Annotated in this window: 13 protein-coding genes; 12 read left to right on the top strand and 1 reads right to left on the bottom strand. The window is 72.5% G+C overall.

Features of this window, described 5'->3' with window-relative positions; translation table 11 throughout:
* Positions 1 to 13: 13 nt before the first annotated feature.
* The 8 genes from mreC to AC1UE5_RS05645 all read left to right on the top strand — a co-directional run bounded on the left by mreC (position 14) and on the right by AC1UE5_RS05645 (position 7719).
* Positions 14 to 847: a rod shape-determining protein MreC gene (gene mreC / locus AC1UE5_RS05680; protein ID WP_482921110.1), complete on the top strand. Its 834-nt coding sequence runs from the start codon at positions 14 to 16 to the stop codon at positions 845 to 847.
* On the top strand, positions 844 to 1407 hold the full coding sequence (gene mreD, locus AC1UE5_RS05675) for a rod shape-determining protein MreD (RefSeq protein ID WP_482921109.1): 564 nt from the start codon (positions 844 to 846) through the stop codon (positions 1405 to 1407). Before mreC ends, mreD begins: the two co-directional genes overlap by 4 nt.
* Positions 1404 to 3542: a penicillin-binding transpeptidase domain-containing protein gene (locus tag AC1UE5_RS05670; protein ID WP_482921108.1), complete on the top strand. Its 2139-nt coding sequence runs from the start codon at positions 1404 to 1406 to the stop codon at positions 3540 to 3542. Before mreD ends, AC1UE5_RS05670 begins: the two co-directional genes overlap by 4 nt.
* On the top strand, positions 3542 to 4699 hold the full coding sequence (locus AC1UE5_RS05665; RefSeq protein ID WP_482921107.1) for an FtsW/RodA/SpoVE family cell cycle protein: 1158 nt from the start codon (positions 3542 to 3544) through the stop codon (positions 4697 to 4699). The genes AC1UE5_RS05670 and AC1UE5_RS05665 overlap by 1 nt, the downstream gene beginning before the upstream one ends.
* Entirely contained in the window at positions 4699 to 6540 is a 1842-nt protein-coding gene (locus AC1UE5_RS05660) for an Rne/Rng family ribonuclease (protein ID WP_482921106.1), read from the top strand. Before AC1UE5_RS05665 ends, AC1UE5_RS05660 begins: the two co-directional genes overlap by 1 nt.
* A gap of 25 nt (positions 6541 to 6565) precedes the next feature.
* Positions 6566 to 6880 (top strand): 50S ribosomal protein L21, encoded by a 315-nt coding sequence (gene rplU, locus AC1UE5_RS05655; RefSeq protein WP_482921105.1) that lies wholly within the window; start codon positions 6566 to 6568, stop codon positions 6878 to 6880.
* A complete protein-coding gene (rpmA, locus tag AC1UE5_RS05650) occupies positions 6870 to 7145 on the top strand; it encodes a 50S ribosomal protein L27 (protein WP_482921104.1) in 276 nt (91 codons plus the stop codon). Before rplU ends, rpmA begins: the two co-directional genes overlap by 11 nt.
* Before the next feature lie 79 nt (positions 7146 to 7224).
* Positions 7225 to 7719, top strand: coding sequence for a hypothetical protein (locus tag AC1UE5_RS05645; protein ID WP_482921103.1), 495 nt, complete (start codon positions 7225 to 7227; stop codon positions 7717 to 7719).
* Here the strand turns inward: AC1UE5_RS05645 and AC1UE5_RS05640 are convergent.
* On the bottom strand, positions 7716 to 8414 hold the full coding sequence (locus AC1UE5_RS05640) for an SDR family oxidoreductase (protein WP_482921102.1): 699 nt from the start codon (positions 8412 to 8414) through the stop codon (positions 7716 to 7718). The genes AC1UE5_RS05645 and AC1UE5_RS05640 overlap by 4 nt on opposite strands.
* An 18-nt stretch (positions 8415 to 8432) precedes the next feature.
* Here AC1UE5_RS05640 and obgE point away from each other — a divergent pair, with 18 nt between their 5' ends.
* The 4 genes from obgE to AC1UE5_RS05620 all read left to right on the top strand — a co-directional run bounded on the left by obgE (position 8433) and on the right by AC1UE5_RS05620 (position 14866).
* Positions 8433 to 9749 carry a GTPase ObgE gene (gene obgE, locus AC1UE5_RS05635; protein WP_482921101.1) on the top strand — a complete coding sequence of 439 codons (1317 nt, stop codon included), beginning with the start codon at positions 8433 to 8435 and terminating at the stop codon, positions 9747 to 9749.
* A 72-nt stretch (positions 9750 to 9821) separates the two neighbouring features.
* Positions 9822 to 12839 (top strand): TolB-like translocation protein, encoded by a 3018-nt coding sequence (locus AC1UE5_RS05630; protein WP_482921100.1) that lies wholly within the window; start codon positions 9822 to 9824, stop codon positions 12837 to 12839.
* Between the two features lie 15 nt (positions 12840 to 12854).
* On the top strand, positions 12855 to 13943 hold the full coding sequence (gene proB / locus AC1UE5_RS05625; RefSeq protein ID WP_482921099.1) for a glutamate 5-kinase: 1089 nt from the start codon (positions 12855 to 12857) through the stop codon (positions 13941 to 13943).
* Positions 13943 to 14866 (top strand): hypothetical protein, encoded by a 924-nt coding sequence (locus AC1UE5_RS05620; RefSeq protein ID WP_482921098.1) that lies wholly within the window; start codon positions 13943 to 13945, stop codon positions 14864 to 14866. Before proB ends, AC1UE5_RS05620 begins: the two co-directional genes overlap by 1 nt.
* Positions 14867 to 14883 lie beyond the last annotated feature (17 nt).

The following is a 14883-nucleotide window of genomic DNA, read 5'->3' as shown; positions in this document are numbered from 1 at the left end:
AGACGTCACCCACGTGTACGACCGGAAGACGGTTCGCCGGCGCAGAGCGGTCCTCGGACTGCTCGTTGCCTGCTCCCTGATCCTCGTCACCGCCTCCTTCGGCGATGGCCTGCGGTCGGTCGAGCGTGGGGCGCTGGAGGTCTTCGGGCCGATCCAGGACGGCGCCTCGCGGGTGCTCGAGCCGTTCCGCGACGCCTTCGGCTGGGTGGGCGACACGATCGACGCCAAGGGCGAGGTCGAGGATCTGCGCGCCGAGCGCGACGAGCTGCGGCGCCAGAGCGTCGACGCCCGCGCGGCGCTCGACGAGAACGCGCAGCTGCGCAAGCTGCTGAAGATGCCCAAGCGCGCGACCATCGACACGCAGGCGCCGGTGACGGCGCGCGTGTCGAGCCGCTCGTCCACCGTGTGGTCGTCGACCGTGCTGGTCAACAAGGGCTCGCGCGACGGCGTGCGCGAGGGCAACCCGGTCATCAACGGCGCGGGCCTCGTGGGCCGCGTGGTGCTGGTCACGGGCGGGAACGCGCGCGTGCTGCTGATCACCGACGAGGAGTCCGGCGTCTCCGCTCGCGTCGCGGAGTCGGGCACTTCCGGCATCCTGGAGACGGCCGTGGGCGATCCCGACGACCTCCGACTCGAGCCGTTCGGCCAGGACGTGAACGTCAAGGACCGGCAGACCGTGGTGACCGCCGGGACGACGAACGAGAAGTACGAGAGCCGCTTCCCGGCGGACCTGCCGATCGGCCGCGTCACGTCCGTCGACCGCGACGAGGGCACGATCCACGTCAAGCCGTTCGCGAACCTGCGCGAGCTCGACTACGTCCAGATCCTGACCGCCCCGGCGACGTGAGCCCCACCGCACAGCTCTCGATCCGCCTCGGGCTCCTCGGGCTCGTGACCGTCGTCGTGCAGACGGCGATGCTGTCGCAGCTGTCGATCTTCGGCGGCATCGCGGACATCGCGCCGCTGGTCGTGCTGTCGGCGGGCCTCCTCACCGGCGTCCTCGGCGGCGCGGTGACGGGCTTCTGGATCGGCCTGCTGGTCGACATCGCGTCGCTGCAGACGCTCGGCGTGACCTCGTTCACCTACATCGTCGTCGGCTACTTCGCCGGCCGCGTGCGCGAGACGAACCGCGACCCGGGCGCGACGTTCCTGCCGCTGATCGTCGGCGCGTTCGGCACGCTCATCGCCCTGACGCTGTTCAGCGTCCTGCAGTTCCTGCTCGGCGTCGAGTCGCCGGTGAGCCTCGAGCTGCTGCGCCAGATCATCATCACCGTCCTGCTCAACACGCTCCTCGCGCTGCCCGTGCACGCCGCGGTGCGCCGGGCGCTCGGCTCCGCCGCCGCGGACGAGCGCCGCCGCCGCAAGCGCCGCCAGCGCCCGGGCCTGTCCCCGCTGATCCAGCCATGAGCCCGATGCGCGACCTCGAGGACCGCCGGTCCCCGCTCAGCCCGCAGATGGCGGTGCGCGTCGCGATGTTCGGCGGCCTCGCGCTGGCGGTCTTCGCGATCATCTTCTTCCGCCTGTGGTTCCTGCAGGTGCTGTCGGGCGACCAGTACCTCGTGCAGGCGCGCGAGAACCGGACGCGCGACGTGCGCATCCAGGCGCCGCGCGGGGAGATCGTCGACCGCAACAACCGCAAGCTGGTGACGAACCGGCCGGCGAACGTCGTGCAGATCGAGCCGCAGGGCCTGCCGGACCAGACGATCGACGACGCGGCCGAGTGGGGCCGCGCGATGGGCGAGCGCGACGCGCGCCTGGAGCGGCTGGAGGAGCAGGCCGAGCGGGAGGCGGAGGAGAAGAACCGCAACCGCAAGAAGGGCCAGAAGCGCGTCAAGCCTGAGAAGGTCTCGCTGCCGACCATCGACCTGCCGCCCGTCGCCACCGCGGAGCTGGCCGCGCGCTACCGCCGCCTGGGCCGGCTGCTCGAGATGCGGCCGGAGACGATCCACCGGCGCGTGATCGAGCAGCTCGTGCAGCTGCCGTACTCGGCGGTGACGATCAAGGCCGACGCGCCGAACGCGGTCGTCTCGTACATCAAGGAGCGCCAGGAGCTCTTCCCGGGCGTGGACGTCGAGCGCCAGTTCCTGCGTTCGTACCCGCGCGACAACCTCGCCGCCCAGCTCGTCGGCTACGTCGGCGAGATCAACCCCGACCAGCTCAAGCAGCGCCGCAACAAGGGCGTCAAGCAGGGCACGATCATCGGCCAGGCGGGCCTCGAGTACACGTACGACCGGTACCTGCGCGGCAAGGACGGCGCGAAGATCCTGCGCGTCGACGCCAACGGCAAGTTCGTGGGGGAGGCGCTGCAGCAGCGCGACCCGACCCCGGGCCGGCAGGTGCGGCTCTCGCTCGACCTGGATCTCCAGGAGGTCGGCCAGAAGGCGCTGGGCGAGGTCGGCGGCGGCCTGCCGGGCGCGTTCGTGGCCATGAACCCGAAGAACGGCCAGGTCTACGCGATGGGCTCGTACCCGTCGTTCGACCCCTCCGTCTTCTCGAAGCCGATCTCCAACAAGACCTACGCGAGCCTGACGTCGGAGGAGAACGACGCGCCGCTCGTCAACCGCGCGATCGCGGGCGCGTATCCGTCCGGCTCGGTGTTCAAGCCGATCTCGACGCTCGCCGCACTCGACAAGGGCGTCGTCACGCCGGAGACGACGATCGCGGACACCGGCTGCATGGACATCGGCAACCGCGAGGCGTGCAACGCGAAGAAGGCCGAGTACGGCCCCGTCCAGCTGCGCCGCGCGCTCGCCGTGTCGTCCGACATCTACTGGTACAAGCTCGGCATCGAGCTGTTCCACGTGGACGGCGAGCCGCTCCAGAAGTGGGCCAAGAAGATGGGCTTCGGCCGCTCCACCGGCATCGACCTGCCCGACGAGAGCAAGGGCCTGATCCCCGGCCAGAAGTGGCGCGAGGAGATCAACAAGACCGAGCTGAAGTGCCGCAAGGGCAACGACGGCAAGCCCTGCTACGTCGTCGAGACCCGCCCGTACAACGTCGGCGACAACGCCAACCTCGCGGTCGGGCAGGGCGAGGTCGCGATCAGCCCGCTCCAGATGGCGGTCTCCTACTCCGGCCTGGTGACCGGCGGCCGCATCCCGCGCCCCCACCTTGGCCTGGAGATCCAGGACAACCAGGGCCGGCTGGTCCAGAAGGTCGACCCGGGGCCCGCGCGGCGCGTGAAGATCGACCAGTCCTGGCAGGACGCGATCATGGACGGCCTGCACCAGTCGACGATCGGCGAGGGCACGTCGGCCGAGGTCTTCTCCGGCTGGCCGCAGGACCAGCTGCCGGTGTTCGGCAAGACGGGCACGGCGGAGACGTTCGTCGACGGCGTCCCGTACGACCAGTCCTGGTACGTCGCCTACGTCAACCATCCGACGAAGCCGATCGTCATCGCGACGACCGTCGAGCGCGGCGGGTTCGGCGCCGAGAAGGCCGCCCCGATCGTGCGCCGGATGCTCGCCGAGTGGTTCGACCTCGGTGAGGACCTGGCCAAGCCCGACGCGTCCGCGGCCGAGCTGGCGGCGGCATCGGACTGATGGCCACGACGCCGATCGTCGACCCGACCGAGCGCCGCGAGGCGCCCGCGCTCGTCCCGCTCAACCTGCTGCGGATCGACCCGATCCTGTTCCTGGCCGTCATCGGCCTGGGGATCTGCTCGTACGTGGCGATCAGCGAGACGCGGATGGCCTCGACGGCCGACCGGCAGGTGCTGTTCTTCGGCATCGGGCTCGTCGTCGCGGCGCTGATCAGCCAGGTCGACTACTCCCGCCTGCGCGAGCTCAAGTGGGGGATCTACGGCTTGATGATCGCCGCGATCCTCGCGGTCGTCGTGCTCGGCGGCGACACGCGCGGATCCAGACGCGCGATCCAGACGCCGTTCTTCGAGCTGCAGACCTCGGAGCTGGGCAAGGTGCTGCTGTGCGTCTTCATGGCGGCCTTCCTGGTCGACCGCGTGCGCACGCTGCGCCAGCGGGACACGACCGCGACGGCGATGCTGCTCGCGCTCGTCCCGACGATGCTCGTGCTCGGCGGCGACCTCGGCTCCGGCATGGTCTACGTCGTCATCGCGCTCGCGGCGCTGTTCATCGCGGGCACCAAGTGGACCCACTTCGTCGGCCTCATCGCGCTCGGCCTGACGGCGATCACGCTCACGCTGGTCGTTGCGCCGAAGGTCGGCGTCGAGGTCCTCAAGCCGTACCAGGTCGACCGCCTCACCTCCTTCCTGCACCCGAGCGACGACCCGGCCGAAGCCGGCTACCAGCAGAACCAGGCGAAGATCGCCATCGGCTCCGGCGGCCGCACCGGCCGCGGGGACGAGGCGACGCAGACGTCGCTCCAGTTCCTCCCCGAGGAGCACACGGACTTCGTCTTCGCGGTCGTCTGCGAACGCTGGGGCTTCGTCGGCGCGGGCCTCGTCCTCTCCCTGTACGCGCTCCTCTGCTGGAGAGCGCTCCGCATCCTGACCATGGCCAAGAACCTCTTCGGAGCGATCATCGCCGGCGGCATCGTCGCGATCATCCTCTTCCAGGTCTTCATCAACGTCGGGATGAACATCGGGATCATGCCGATCACCGGCATCCCGCTGCCCCTCATGAGCTACGGCGGATCGTCCGTCCTCGCGACGCTCCTGGCCGTCGGCCTCTTGCAGTCCATCCACGTGCAAGCACGCACGGCACGAAAGGGACTCTTCTAGTGAAGAAGCAAGTCCTCGTCAGCGTCGACCGGGGAGAGACCCGCGTCGCGCTGCTCGAGAAGAAGAAGGACGCGAAGGACTACCGCGTCGCGGAGCTGTACCTCGAACGCCGAGGTCAGCGCTCCATCGTCGGCAACGTCTACAAGGGCAAGGTGGACAACGTCCTCCCGGGCCTGGAGGCGGCGTTCGTCGACATCGGGCTCGAGAAGAACGGGTTCCTCCACGTCGACGAGATCGTGCTGCCGGGCGTCGAGACGCCGCGGCGCGGCCGCGGGAAGGAGGGCGGCAAGAAGATCACCGACCTCCTCAAGCCCGGCCAGGAGATCGTCTGCCAGGTCGTCAAGGACCCGCTCAAGACCAAGGGCGCCCGGCTCTCGATGGAGCTCACCATCGCCGGCCGCTACATGGTCTACGCCCCGACGGGCGAGGGCGTCGGCGTCTCCAAGCGCCTCGACGACCGCGAGCGCGAGCGGCTGCGCAAGGAAGTCAAGGGCCTCGACCTGGGCGGCGGTGGCGCGATCGTCCGCACGGCGGCGCAGGGCGCCAAGCGTGTGGACTTCGAGCGCGAGCTGCTGTACCTGCACAAGCTCCACGAGGTGCTCCTCAAGCGCGCCGACGAGGCCGTCGCGCCCGCGCTGGTCTTCCAGGAGGCCGACCTCTCGGTCCGCGTCGTCCGCGACATCTTCAGCACCGACTTCGAGCGCGCCGTCGTCGACGACGAGAAGCAGCACCAGCGCCTCACGTCGTTCTTCCAGCGCACCGCGCCCGAGCTCGTCGAGAAGGTCGAGCTCTACAAGACCGTCGAGCACAACGGCCAGCCGCTCTTCGAGGAGCACGGGGTGGAGGAGGTCATCGACGGCCTCATGGACCGCCGCGTCGACCTCCCGTCCGGCGGCTACCTGATGATCGACTACGCCGAGGCGCTGACGGTCATCGACGTCAACTCCGGCTCGTTCACCGGCCGCGGCAAGGGCGCGCGGCTGGAGGACACGATCCTGCGCACGAACCTCGAGGCGGCCGAGGCGGTCGTCAACGAGCTGCGCCTGCGCGACATCGGCGGCATCATCGTCATCGACTTCATCGACATGGCGCGGGCGCGGAACCGCAACGAGGTGCTGAAGGTCCTCCGCAAGTCGCTGGAGGAGGACCGGACGAAGACGTTCACCGCCGAGATCTCCAAGCTCGGCCTCGTCGAGATGACGCGCCAGAACGTCACCGAGGGCGTGCGGGAGATCATGTCCCGCCCCTGCCCGACGTGCGACGGCGAGGGCGTCATCAAGTCCGAGGAGACGATCGCGATCGAGTTCGAGCGCCAGATGCGCGAGATCGCGGCGCAGGCCGACGCAGGCGTCGAGGCCTTCCTCGTGCAGATGAACCCGCGCGTCTCGCAGCAGTTCACCGCCGAGAACGCGCGCGTCCTGCACGAGCTCGAGGCGGAGACCGGCAAGTTCTTCCACTTCGAGGGCTCCGAGGGCCTGCCGCTCGACCACTTCGACATCACCATGGAGGGCAAGCGCTCCGAGGTGGAGGAGAAGGCGATCCCGTGGCGCGAGGGCGACGAGGTCCTCGTGAACATCGTCGAGCCGCACATGTACAACGTCGACGACGCCGTGGCGAAGATCGACGGGTACGTGATCAGCGTGACCGGCGCGGGCCCGCTGGTGGGCGAGAAGAAGCTCGTCCGGCTGACCGACGTGGGCCGCACGGCGGCGACCGCGGTGATCCTCGGCGACGACGGCGAGCCGATCAACCCGGCCAAGGACGCGGCGGGCGGCAGCTCGCGGCGGCGTGGCCGGCGTGGCGGGCGGCGGCGCTCCAAGGCGTCCGCGGCGGCCGAGTAGACCGTCGCTACACTGGACTGCTCGTATGGCCTACGCAATCGTCAAGACCGGCGGCAAGCAGTACCGCGTCGAACAGGGGCAGAAGCTGCTCGTCGAGCGCCTCTCCGCCGATGAGGGTGCGACCGTCGCACTCGAGCCCATCCTGTTCCGCGATACCGACTCCGTCTTCGACAAGGACGGCCTTGGCAAGGTGAAGGTCGAGGCCAAGGTCCTCGGTCATGAGCGCGGGCCCAAGCTCACCGTCTTCAAGTTCAAGCCCAAGCGGGGCTACAAGCGCAAGACGGGTCACCGTCAGGAGCTGACCCGCCTGGAGATCACGGGGATCACGAATGGCTCATAAGAAGGGTCTCGGCTCGTCGCGCAACGGGCGCGACTCGAACAGCAAGCGCCTCGGCGTCAAGGTGTTCGCCGGTGAGGTCGTCACCGGTGGCGAGATCATCGTGCGCCAGCGCGGCTCCCGCTTCAAGGCCGGCGAGGGCGTCGGCATGGGCCGCGACGACACGCTCTACGCGCGTGCCGCCGGCGTCGTCGACTTCAAGACCGGCTGGCGCGGGCGCGTCGTGTCGGTCCTGCCGGCCGAGGCTCCCGCCGCCGCGGGCGACTGAGCCTCACCGCCACCGCAGTTCTTCGCGAAGGCCGTCCCTCATGGGGCGGCCTTCGTCGTTCTCCGGGTAGCTTGCGGACATGTCACCCCGCACGCTCATCCGGATCTTCGCCGCCGGTCGCATCGCGATCGGCGTCGCCCTGCTGATCGCTCCCCGCCGCGTCGTCGCGCGGTGGCTGGGCCAGGACGCCGCGACGCGCGAGGCCGCGGTGATCGGCCGCGCGCTCGGCGCGCGCGACGCGGTGTTCGGCGGGATGCTGCTGCACACGGTCGACCACCCGCAGGTCGGCAGGCGCTGGACGACGACCTGCGCCGCCGTCGACGCGGTCGACGGCCTCGCATCGCTCACCACCCGCCGCGCCATCCCGGTCGGCGTCTTCGCGCTCGCGAGCGCCGGCATCCACGCCGCGCTCGCGCCCAAGCTGACGTCGGCGGAGGGCCTGTCCGACGTCGCGGCCTCCGCCACCCCCGCGCCCGCCTCCTCGCCCGAGGCCGTCGAGCCCGACGGCGCGGAGGAGGCCAAGCGCGCGATGGGCGCCCGCACGATCGGCGTGGACCCGCCCGGCGCCCACTAGGTCGGCTGCGCGGTCGGGCGGATGAGGATCTCGTTGACGTCCACGTGCGGCGGCTGCGAGACCGCGTACATCACTGCCCGGGCGATGTCCTCGGGGTCGAGCGCGCGGATCGACGGCTTGCTCTCGAAGAAGGGCGTGTCGACCATGCCGGGCTCGATCGACGTCACGCGGACGCCGGTGTCGTTGAGGTCGAGGCGCAGGCACTCGGCCATCGCCGTCACCGCGTGCTTGGTGGCGGAGTAGAGCGAGCCCGGGAGCGCGCGGCGGCCCGCGATCGACGACGTCAGCAGCAGGTGGCCCTTGGACTCCTTCAGGGCCGGGATCGCCGCGCGCGCCGTCAACGCCGGGCCGAGGACGTTCGTCAGGACCATCGTGCGCCAGTGCTCGGGCGTCTCCTCGAGCCAGCCGCGCTTGGCCCCGAAGCCCGCGTTGGCGAACACGACGTCGAGCCGCCCGAAGGCCTCCAACGTCGACGCTACGAGCCGCTCGTTGTCCTCCCACTCGGTCACGTCCGTGGGCACCACCAGGGCGCGGTCGTCGCCGCCGAGCTCGTCCGCGAGGGCGCGGAGCTTGTCCTCGCTGCGGGCGGCGAGCACGAGGCGGTGGCCGGCCTCCGCGGCCGCGCGGGCGGTCGCCGCCCCGATGCCGGTGGAGGCTCCGGTGATGAGGAACACAGGGTCGTCAGCGCGCGTCATGTCTACCTTCTGTCCAGGGTGCTCTTCGACAAAGCCAAGATCTTCGTGCAAGGCGGCGCCGGCGGCAGCGGCTGCCAGTCGTTCCGCCGTGAGGCCCACGTGCCCAAGGGCGGGCCCGACGGCGGCGACGGCGGGCACGGCGGCCGCGTGGAGCTGATCTGCGACGCCAGCCTCCGCGACCTGCAGAGCTTCAAGCGCAAGGCGCACTACAAGGCGGGCCGCGGCCGGCACGGCGAGGGCGCGCTGCGGCACGGCGCGGCGGGCGAGCACCTGATCGTCAAGGTCCCGCCCGGCACCCAGGTCACCACCGAGGACGGCGCGGTCTACGACCTCACGACGCCCGGCCAGCGCGTCGTCGTCGCCAAGGGCGGCTCCGGCGGCCGGGGCAACAAGCACTTCGCCACCCCGACCCGCCAGGCCCCGAAGTTCGCCGAGCGCGGGCTGCCGGGGGAGGAGGGGTGGATCGAGCTGCGCCTCAAGCTGCTCGCCGACGTCGGCTTCGTCGGCCTGCCCAACGCGGGCAAGTCGTCGCTGCTCGGCCGCATGACGCGCGCGGCGCCGAAGATCGGGTCGTACCCGTTCACGACGCTGGAGCCGGTGCTCGGCACGCTCGACGGCGACGAGCGCCAGCTCATCCTCGCCGACATCCCCGGTCTGATCGAGGGCGCGTCCGAGGGGCACGGCCTCGGCCACGACTTCCTCGCGCACGTCGAGCGCACGCGTCTGCTCGTCCACGTGCTCGACCTCGCGCCGCTCGACGGCAGCGACCCGCACGACAACTACACGACGATCGAGACCGAGCTGCGCTCCTACGACCAGCGCCTCGCCGACCTCCCGCGCATCCTCGCGCTCTCCAAGGCCGACCTCGTGCCCGCCGAGGACGCCGAGGCCGCGCGCGAGCTGTGGCAGGAGCACGTCGGCCCCGACGTGCCGGTGATCGTCACCTCCAGCGCCACCGGCCTGGGCCTGGACGAGCTGCGCGGCGAGCTGTTCGCCCGCGTGCCCGACATCGCGCCCGGCGACACGATCGCCACCACCGGCGCGCCCGCCGACGTCGCCGAGCCCGTCGCGCTGGCCGAGCACCGCGTCTTCCGCCCGGCCGCCGGCAAGGGCTTCGAGGTCGAGCAGACCGGCGAGGGCACGTTCCGCGTCACCGGCCCGCAGGTCGAGCGCCTGCTGCAGCGGTTCGACGTGGAGAACGAGGAGGCGGCGAACTACGTCGAGCGCCGCCTGATCCGCATGGGCGTCATCGACGCGCTCGAGCAGCGCGGCTTCGAGCCGGGGGACGAGGTCGAGATCGCGGGCGTCGAGCTCGTCCTCGACCCCGGGGCGTAGCCCAACCTCAGGGGTTCGGGTTCAGGGGCGCCCCCGATGTTCGGGGGCGCGCGGGAGGCCAGGGTTGCGGCCATGCTCCGCCTTCCCTTGACGACCCTGACGCTCGGCGTCGCGCTCGCGGCCGGCCCCGTCGCCACGGCCCTGGCTGCCGACGCGGACACGACGCTGCTCCTCGACCGGCCGTTCGGCGCCGTCTTCCCGACCGACGGCGTCGGCGCAAGCTCCGCGCCGGTCGGCACCGCGCTGAGCGACGACGGTCGCTACGTCGCCTTCGTCTCGACCGGCGACGACCTCGCCGCCGGCGACGACGACACGATCACCAACGTCTACCGGCGGGACCGCCAGACCGGCCAGACGACGCTCGTGACCGTCGGCGCGCACAAGTCGGCCTCCGACCCGGCGATCAGCGGCGACGGCTCCGTGGTCGCGTTCGTCACCCCGGAGGCGCTCGCGCCGGGCGACACCAACGACGACCCGGACGTCTACGTCCGCGACCTCGCGGCCGGGACGACCGAGCTCGCGGCACGCGCCGACGGCGCGAACGGCGCCCCGGGCGCGCTCGGCTCGTACAGCCCCGCCCTGGACGACGACGGGTCGATGGTCGCGTTCGTGAGCGGGAGCGCGCTCGAGGGCACCGACGTCTCCGCGGCCGCAGACGTCTACCGGCGCAACCTGCAGACCGACACGACCGACCACGTCAGCCGCGCGTCCGGCGGCAACGGCACGAGCAGCGGCGGCGCCTGGGCCACCAGCCCGGCGATCTCCGCCGACGGCTCGGTGGTCGCCTTCACGACCAGCGCGGCGTACGACGCGGCCCACGACACGAACGGCGAGCCTGACGTGTACCTGCGCGAGGGCACCGCGACCGAGCTCGTGGCGCGCGCCGGCTCCGCGGGCGACACGCCGGCCAGCGGCTCGCGCGAGCCGTCGATCAGCGACGACGGCGACCGTGTCGCGTTCGAGACGCGCACCGAGATGCTGGCGGGGGACCCGAACGGGACGTACGACGTGTACGTGCGCGACCGCGCGCTGTCGGCGCTCCTGCTCGGCTCGCGTCGCAACGGGCCCGGGAACGTGACCGGCGACGGCGCGGCGATCAACGCGGCGCTCTCGCCCGACGGCGGCCACGTCGCGTTCGTGTCGCGGGCGACGAACCACGCGCCGGGCGACACGGATCCCGACGAGGACGTCGTCGTCCGCGCGATCGCGGCGGGCACCACGACGCTGGTGAGCCGCGGGCCCGGGCCGGACGGCGCCTCCGCCGAGGCCATCGCCAGCGCACCCAACGTCTCCTCAGGCGGCGCGGTGGCGCTCTTCACCACCTACGGCCACGGCATCAGCGAGTTGGCCGAGGGCGACGCGCAGGGCGTGTTCGCGCGGGTCGACGGCACGAACGAGCTGATCTCGCGGCCGACCGGGCCCGCTGACGCGCCGTTCCGCGGCGGCGTCGGCGATGCGTACCTGACGCCCTACGGGCTGAGCGCCGACGGGCGGTTCGCGGTCTTCAGCTCGACGGCGGACCACCTCTCGGACGCCGACGACGACCGCTACGAGAACGTCTTCCTGCGCGACCTGGTGACCGGCGAGATGCGGCTGCTGAGCCGGCCGCCTGGTGGCGGGGCCGCGGACGGCGACTCGACGAGCGCCACGATCAGCGCGGACGGCCGGCGCGTCGCGTTCACGACCTACGCCCCGAACATCTCCGGGGTCGTGCTCCCCAAGGGCTCGCGTCTGATGGTGGTCGACGTCGCGACGGGCGCGATGCAGGTCGCCGACGTCGGCACCGATGGGGCGCCGTCCGCGTCGGGCGTCGACAACTACGGCGTGCTCGACGCCGACGGGTCGCGGATCGCGTTCGTCGCGTTCGACAAGCTCCACCCCGACGACCCGAGCGAGCTGGCGAGCGTGTACCTGCGCGACCTCGCGGCGGGCACGACCGAGCTCGTCAGCCGGACGGCGGCCGGCGCCGGCGACGCGAGCACGAGCGACCAGCCGTCGATCAGCGCCGACGGCACGCGCGTCGCGTTCGCCTCCCAGGGGCAGCTGCATCCGGGAACCGCCGCGGACGGCGATCCCGACGTCTACGTGCGTGACCTCGCCGCCGGCACGACGCTGCTGGCGAGCGCCGCCGACGGGAGCGACCAGGCCCCGCCGAAGGGCCACGACGCGCCGTCGATCAGCGCCGACGGCCGCCGGGTGGCGTTCCGCTCGCGCTCGGCCGGCCTGGGCGACGGCGACACCGACACGACGGCGGACATCCACCTGCGCGACCTCGCGACCGGCCGCACCACGCTCGTCAGCGTCGACGGCGCGGGCGTCAAGAACGACGGCCCGGCGGACGAGCCCGTGCTGTCCGCCGACGGCACGAAGGTCGCCCTCGAGGCGCGCGGCCTGCTCACGGGCGGGACGGTGGATCAGGTCGTGCTGCGCGACCTCGCCGCCGGCACGACCCGCGTGGTGAGCCGCGGGCCGGGCGCGGACGGGGCGCTCGCCAACGGCCAGGTCGAGGGGCCGTCGATCAGCGGCAACGGCAGCTGCGTCGGGTTCGGCACAGCGGCCACGAACCTCGTCCCCGGCGGGTACGACTCCGCCGAGCACTGGCACGCGTACGTGCGGGCGGTCGACGGCGGCTGCGCGGTGGGGGCCGCGAACCCGACGCCGCCCGTGGCGCAGCCCGACCCGCCCGCGTCCCCCACGACTCCGGCGCCGCCGGCCGTCGCGAAGGATCGGATCGCCCCGAAGGTCAGCGGCCTGAAGGTCGTGCGCGGGCGCGGCAGGAAGCCGAAGACGACCCTCCGGTTCACGCTCTCCGAGGCGGCCCGCGTCACGGTCACCCTCGCCCGCAAGACGGCCGGCCGGCGCCGCGGGAAGGCCTGCGTCAAGCCGTCGCTGGTGAAGAAGCGCGGGGCGAAGCGGTGCACGCGGCTGGTCGTGGCCAGGACGATCAAGGTGGGCGGCCGCGCGGGCGCGAACACGGTGACGCTCCCGAAGGGCCTCGCGCGCGGCGGCTACGTCGTCGGCGTGAGCGCGCGCGACGCGGCGGGGAACGGCTCGAACCCGCGGACGGTGGCCCTGCGCGTGGGGTCGTAGGCTGCGGGGCGCCTCATGAGCGCCACGGTCATCAAGCTCGGTTCGAGCATCACGGCCGAGGACGACGGCACGCTGCGTGCCGACGTCCTCGCCGCGATCTGCGAGGAGGTCGCGCGGCTCGACGACGTCGTGGTCGTCACGAGCGGCGCGATCCCCCGCGGCATGCAGGTCATGGGCCTGCCCGCCAAGCCGACCGCGATCGCCGACCTGCAGGCCGCCAGCGCCGTCGGGCAGGGCAAGCTGTTCGGCGTCTACGACGGCCTGCTGCGCGAGCGCGGCCGGATCGCCGCGCAGGTGCTCCTCACGTTCCACGACATGCGGGAGCGGACGCACTACCTCAACGCGCGCCAGACGCTCCAGCGGCTGCTCGAGTGGGGCGTCGTGCCGGTCATCAACGAGAACGACACGACGACGACGGACGAGATCTCGTTCGGCGACAACGACTTCCTCGCCGCGCAGGTGGCGGTCCTCGTGGGTGCCGAGCGGCTGATCCTGCTCACCAACACCGACGGGCTCTTCACGGCCAACCCGGTGAAGGACCCGGGCGCGCGGCTCATCGAGGAGGTCCGCGACCTCGCCGAGGTCGAGGCGCTGGCGGTCGTGGGGGAGGGCACGTCGGCGCTCGGCACGGGCGGGATGCGCTCGAAGGTCGTCGCGGCGGAGATGGCGACGGCGGCCGGCATCCCGACGACGATCTGCAGCGGGCTGCGGTCGGGCGCGCTCGCGGGCGCGCTGGCGGGCGAGCGCGTGGGGACGCGGTTCCTCCCGCAGGCGGCGCGCACGTCCTCCTTCAAGCTGTGGCTCAAGTACGCCAAGCCGGCGCTCGGCACGCTCGTCGTCGACCCGGGCGCCGCGCGGGCCCTGCGCGAGGGCGGCACGTCGCTGCTGCCCGTCGGCATCGTCGGCGTCCGCGGCGAGTTCGCGGCCGGGGACGCGGTCGACGTCGTGGCGCGCGACGGCGGCGGGGTCGTCGGCAAGGGCATCGCGGCGTTCGGCGCGGAGGAGCTGCGGCTCGTCTGCGGCAAGCGCTCGGGGGAGGTGCGCGACCTCCTCGGCGGCGCCGGCGACGAGGCCGTGCACCGCGACTACTTCGTCCTGGCCTGATGCCTCGGTTCGTCGACCTGGTGCCGGAGCTGCTCGCCGACGTGCGGCGGTCGCCGGACCCGGGTTCGGTGGAGCTCGAGGCGCTCGGGTTCGCGATGACGCTCGAGCGGATGTCGGAGGAGCCGGCGGTCGAGGCCGAGGAGGTCGTCGCGGCGCTGCGGGCGGCGGAGACCGACGACGCGCGCGCGGCCCTGCGCGTGCTCGGGCTCTTCGCGCCCCGGACGTTCCCCGCGGCCGAGCCCGCCGGCGACGTCGGGACGCTCGCCCCGACTGGCGTGTGGCGCGCCGAGTCCGACGACGTCGTCGTGCACCTGGCGTGGTTCGAGCGGCCGGGCTCCTGGCCCGACCAGTCGTTCACGCTCGTCACCGGGCCGGACCGGTACGGCGCGCCGCTGCTCGGCGGCGGGATGGGCACCGCGCCGGCGGACGAGAGCGCCGACACGTGGCGCGCGGCGGTGGTCGAGGCGCTCGGGACGGCCGAGCCGGTGCCGGTGGAGGCCGACGACCTGCTCTCCCGCCTGCGGCTGGGCGCCGCGACGAACCGCGCGGCGGTGGTCGAGGTCAGCGCCGCGCTGGCGATGGGCGCGCGGATCGCGGCCGTTGCGCTGGGCGTCTCCGACGGGGAGGACCAGGCGTTCCGCCTCCCGTGGTCGGTCGACGACACGGAGACCGACGACGAGCGCGCGGCCTACCTGCAGCGGCTCCTGCTGAGCGCGGTGTCGGAGGGCGTCGACGTGCGCGATCCCGCGGCGCTCGCCGCCTGGACGGCCGAGCTGCAGCGCGGGCGCCCGCGCGAGCAGCTGCGGCGGCTCGGGCTCGGCTCCGAGGCCCCGGACCCCGCTCGCTCCCGCCCGCGCGCTCCCGACGGGGCGAAGAAGGCCAAGCGGAAGGCGGCCCGAAAGGCCCGCAAGCGCAACCGGTGACGCGTACTCTTCCCCGT

The sequence above is a fragment of the Parviterribacter multiflagellatus genome, assembly GCF_056863265.1.
This window is presented reverse-complemented; position numbering and strand designations above follow the sequence as displayed.